This window comes from Mangrovicoccus algicola (assembly GCF_014903745.1).
In the GTDB taxonomy this organism is placed as follows: Bacteria; Pseudomonadota; Alphaproteobacteria; order Rhodobacterales; family Rhodobacteraceae; genus Mangrovicoccus; species Mangrovicoccus algicola.
On the sequence record NZ_JACVXA010000119.1, the window covers coordinates 1 to 4,619 of the forward strand.

General features: G+C 73.8%; 5 protein-coding genes. 3 read left to right on the forward strand and 2 right to left on the reverse strand.

The features are described 5' to 3' along the window. Positions 1–1,390 (reverse strand): ABC transporter permease (locus ICN82_RS20800; RefSeq protein ID WP_193187183.1); only part of this gene is annotated, 1,390 nt, incomplete at its 3' end. Continuing rightward, positions 1,387–2,085, reverse strand: a complete 699-nt coding sequence (locus tag ICN82_RS20805; RefSeq protein WP_193187186.1) for an ABC transporter ATP-binding protein — start codon at positions 2,083–2,085, stop codon at positions 1,387–1,389. The genes ICN82_RS20800 and ICN82_RS20805, both read right to left, overlap by 4 nt. 67 nt (positions 2,086–2,152) lie before the next feature. Here ICN82_RS20805 and ICN82_RS20810 point away from each other — a divergent pair, with 67 nt between their 5' ends. The 3 genes from ICN82_RS20810 to ICN82_RS20820 all read left to right on the forward strand — a co-directional run. Next, complete coding sequence (locus ICN82_RS20810; RefSeq protein ID WP_330999045.1) at positions 2,153–2,791, forward strand: arylesterase; 639 nt, start codon at positions 2,153–2,155, stop codon at positions 2,789–2,791. Between the two features lie 48 nt (positions 2,792–2,839). After that, the gene (locus ICN82_RS20815) at positions 2,840–3,496 is read left to right on the forward strand and encodes an ABC transporter ATP-binding protein (RefSeq protein ID WP_193187192.1); all 657 of its coding nucleotides are present in this window, start codon (positions 2,840–2,842) and stop codon (positions 3,494–3,496) included. Further along, the coding region (locus ICN82_RS20820) for an FtsX-like permease family protein (protein ID WP_330999046.1) at positions 3,493–4,619 on the forward strand (1,127 nt) is incomplete at its 3' end. The genes ICN82_RS20815 and ICN82_RS20820, both read left to right, overlap by 4 nt.

A 4,619-nucleotide genomic window follows, 5' to 3' on the forward strand; every position in this document is an offset into this window, starting at 1 on the left:
GGCGCCCGCGGGCGAGCCCCCGGCGCGCGGCGCGGGCTGCCATGCTGCGCAGGGCATGGGCCGCGGCCACCAGGACGGCGAGCGCCCCGGCGATCCCCGCCGCCGCCCAGAGCGCCAGATCGGGCACCCCGGACAGCCAGGCCGCCAGCCCGACAAGCAGCGCCAGAAGCCCGGCGATGGCCAGCAGATAGCGCCCGCGCGGCAGGCGCGGGGCATGGGCGGTCCCGTCGCGCATCAGCGCGGCGGCGCGGACCTCCTCGGTGCGCGACAGCGGCCACAGCGCGAAGATCGCCGCGGTCAGCATCCCGTAGAGCGCCGCCTCGCCGAGCGCGCCCCACTTGATCCCCAGCGCGATGGGAACGGGCAGCCGCGCCTCGATCAGCGGACCGAACAGCAGCGGCAGCGCCGCGCCTAGCACCAGGCCAGCCGCCACGCCGATCAGGCTGAGCACGCCGATCTGGATCAGGTAGGTGAGAAACACCGTCGCGCGATCCGCCCCCAGCGTGCGCAGCGTCGCGATGGTGCCGGTCTTGGCGCCCAGATAGGCGCGCACCGAGGCCGATATGCCCACGCCCCCCACCGCCAGCCCGGCAAGGCCCACCAGCACCAGGAAGGCGCCGACGCGATCGACGAATCGCTGGATGCCGGGCGCCCCGTTCCTGGCATCGCGCCAGCGCATGCCCTCGTCGCGGAACCGGGTTTCGGCCGCGGCGCGCAGCGCGTCCAGATCGGCCCCCTCGGGCAGGTCCAGCCGGTAATCCGTGTCGAAGAGCGACCCCGCCGAGAGGAGCCCCGATCCTTCCAGGGCCGATGTAGCGACGATGCTGCGCGGGCCGAGGCTGAACCCGGCCGTGCCCGCATCGGGTTCGCGCACCAGTTCGGCGGCAAGGACGAAGTCGCGCGTGCCCAGCCGCACCGTGTCCCCCGGCGCCAGGCCCAGCCGGTCGATCAGCACCTTCTGCATGACGATGCCCGGCCGCGTGCCATCACCGGCCAGCGCCTGCGCCAGAGGGATCGCGGGGGCCAGCACGACCCGCCCCAGCAGCGGATAGAGATCGTCCACGCCCTTCACCTGGGTCAGCCCGCGCTCGCCCGCGCCATTGACGGCCATGGAGCGGAAATCGACGATCTCGGACATCCGTGCCGAGATCCCGCGCATCCACTCCTTCTCCGCCTCGGAGGCGAAGCGATAGGTGAATTCCATCTCGGCATCGCCGCCCAGGATCGCGGCGCCCTCGCGCGACAGCCCGTCCTCGATGGCGATGCGCACCGTGCCGACCGCGGCGATGGCCATGACGCCCAGCGTCAGGCAGGAGAGGAAGATGCGGAAGGCGCCGAGCCCGCCGCGCAGTTCCCGCCGGGCGATCCGCCCCGCCTGTGCCAGCCTCATTCCGCCGCCTCGCCCATCCGGTCCTCGCCCTCGACGGTGCCGTCCCGCAGCCGGATCACCCGGTCGCAGCGCGCCGCCAGCTCGGGCGCATGGGTCACCAGCACCAGCGTCGCGCCATGGCGGTCGCGCAGCCCGAAGAGCATGTCCATGATCGCCTCGCCATTCGCCCCGTCGAGATTGCCCGTGGGTTCATCCGCCAAGAGCAGCGCCGGGCGCGGCGCGGCGGCGCGGGCCAGGGCCACGCGCTGCTGTTCGCCGCCCGACATCTGCGACGGGTAATGGTCCAGACGGTGGCCCAGCCCGACGGCCTTCAGCTCCGCCTCGGCGCGCGCGAAGGCGTCGCGCCGCCCGGCCAGTTCCAGCGGGGTCGCGACGTTCTCCAGCGCGGTCATCGTCGGAATGAGGTGGAAGGACTGGAAGACCACCCCCATATTGTCCCTGCGAAACACGGCCAGCCGGTCCTCGTCCATCGCGGAAAGATCCTGCCCCATGCAGGCGATCGTCCCGCCGGTGGCGCGTTCCAGCCCGCCCATCAGCATCAGGAGCGATGACTTGCCCGATCCCGACGGCCCCGTGAGCCCCAGCGTCTGCCCGCGCGCCACCTCCATGGTGATCCCCCGCAGGATCTCCACGGGGCCGGCATTGCCGTCGAGGGTCAGGGCGGCATCCTTCAGCGCAAGGACGGGCTCGGCCATCGCGTCTCTCCTTGGTCATGTCACATCCCTGCGATATGGCGCCGGGCGGGCGGCCCGCAAGGCGGCTGTGGCAATTGCGCTGATCTACCCGGCGGCTGCGGCCCAGGCTGACGCGGTTGTGATCGCCGCGCTCGGCGACAGCCTGACGGCGGGCTACGGATTGGACGAGGACGAGGGGCTGGTGCCGCAGCTTCAGGCGCGGCTGGAGGCGGCGGGGGTCGAGGCCGAGCTGCAGAATGCCGGCGTCTCGGGCGATACCTCCGCGGGCGGGCTGGCGCGGCTGGGCTGGACGCTGGGGCCGGATGTCGATGCGCTGATCGTGGAGCTGGGCGCCAATGACATGCTGCGCGGCATCGACCCCGCCGAGGTGCGCGCCAATCTCGACGGCATCCTGGCGCAGGCGGCGGATGCGGGGCTGCCGGTGCTGCTGATCGGGTTTTCCGCCCCCGGCAATTACGGACCCGACTACAAGGCGGCCTTCGACGCCATCTATCCCGACCTGGCAGAGGCGCGCGGCGCCGATCTGTTCGCCGATTACTTCGCGCCGCTGCGCGCGGCGGATGACGGCACGCAGGCCGCGCGGGCAAGGCTGCTTCAGGGGGACGGGCTGCATCCCACGGCCGAGGGGATCGGCCTGATCGCGGATGCGCTGGTTCCGCAGGTCGCGGCGCTGGCCGGGCGCGCGGGCGCGGACCAGCCCGGGTGAGACGCCGCGTCACTGGCCTTTCGCGGCCCCGGGACTAGCTTGGCGCCCATGCTGCTGGATGCCCGCGACATCGTGAAGACCTTTCCCGGCGATGCCGGCCTTGTCCCCGTGCTGGACGGCGTGTCGCTGTCGCTGGCGGCGGGCGAGACCATGGCCCTGACCGGCGAGAGCGGGTCGGGCAAGAGCACGCTGCTGACGCTGCTGGCCGGGCTGGACCGCCCCGATGGCGGCACGGTCCTGCTGGAGGGCCGGGACCTGGGCGCCCTGGGCGAGGCCGGTCTGGCACGGATCCGCCGCGGCCGGATCGGGCTGATCTTCCAGCAGTTCAACCTGGTCCCCTCGCTCAGCGCGGGTCAGAACATCGCGCTTCAGGCGCGGCTTGCCGGGCGGCACGATCCGGACTGGTGCGCCGCGCTGGCCTGTCGGCTGGGCCTGGCCCCGCATCTGGGCAAGTATCCCGAGGCGCTCTCGGGCGGGCAGCAGCAGCGCGTCGCCGTCGCCCGGACGCTGGCCGTGCGGCCGCAGGTGATCCTGGCGGATGAACCCACCGGCAACCTCGACGAGGCGACCGGCGATGCGGTTCTGGCCGGGATGCTGGAGCTGGTCGCCGAGACCGGCGCAGGGCTGGTGATGGTCACCCATTCTCCGCGCCTGGCGGCACGGCTGTCGCGGCGGCTGCACCTGGCGCGGGGCCGGCTGGCATGATCGCGGCGGCGGCCATGGCGCTGCTGGCGCATTGGCGGCGCCATCCGGGCCAGGCGGCGACGCTGATCCTCGGCCTGGCCCTGGCCACCGCTTTGTGGACCGGGGTTCAGGCGATCAATGCCGAGGCCCGCGCGGGGTATGACCGGGCGGCGGCGGCGCTGGCGCAGTCGGACCTGCCGCTGATCGTTCCCCGCGGCGGCGATGGCGTGGCGCTGTGCGACTACGTGGCGCTGCGCCGGGCGGGCTGGCAGGTCGCGCCGGTGATCGAGGGCCGCCTTCCCCTGGCCGAAGGCAGCGCGCGGCTGATCGGGCTGGACCCGCTGAGCGCGCCTGCGCTGCCCGGGGGCGATGCGGGGCGCGATCCGGCCGAGGCGCTGCGCGATTTCATCACCCCGCCGGGCGAGATCCGCGGCCATCCCGACACGCTGGCCCTGCTGCCCGACGCGGTGGAGGCGCGGCGCGCGCCCACGCAGGACCTGTCGCCGGGGATGCTGGTTGCCGATATCGGCACGGCGGCGCGGATCCTCGGGATGGAGGACCGGCTGACGCGGCTGCTGCTGCTGGCGCCGCCCACTTCCGGGCGCCCCGCGCTGGAGGATGTGGCGCCGGCCCTGCATCTTGTCCCGCCGCGGACCGGGACGGATATCCGCGGGCTGACCCGCAGTTTCCACCTGAACCTGACGGCCTTCGGGATGCTGTCCTTCGCGGTGGGACTGTTCATCGCCCATGGCGCGATGGGCCTGGCCTTCGAGCAGCGCCGCGGCACGATCCGCACGCTGCGCGCGCTGGGAACGCCGCTGGGGGCCATGGCGGCGGTGCTGAGCGCCGAGGCGCTGGCGCTGGCGCTGATGGCCGGCGGGCTGGGCGTGGCGATGGGATATGCGCTGGCCGGGCTGCTCCTGCCGGATGTGGCGGCGACGCTGCGCGGGCTTTACGGCGCGCCTGTCTCGGGCAGCCTGTCGATCCGCCCCGAATGGTGGGCGGCGGGGCTGGCCATGGCGGTCCTGGGGGCTGCGCTGGCAGCGGGCCGGGGGATCTGGCAGCTGCGCGATCTGCCGGTCCTGGCCGCGGCGCAGCCGCGGGCCTGGGCGCTGGCGCGCGACCGGGGGCAGGCGCGGCTGGC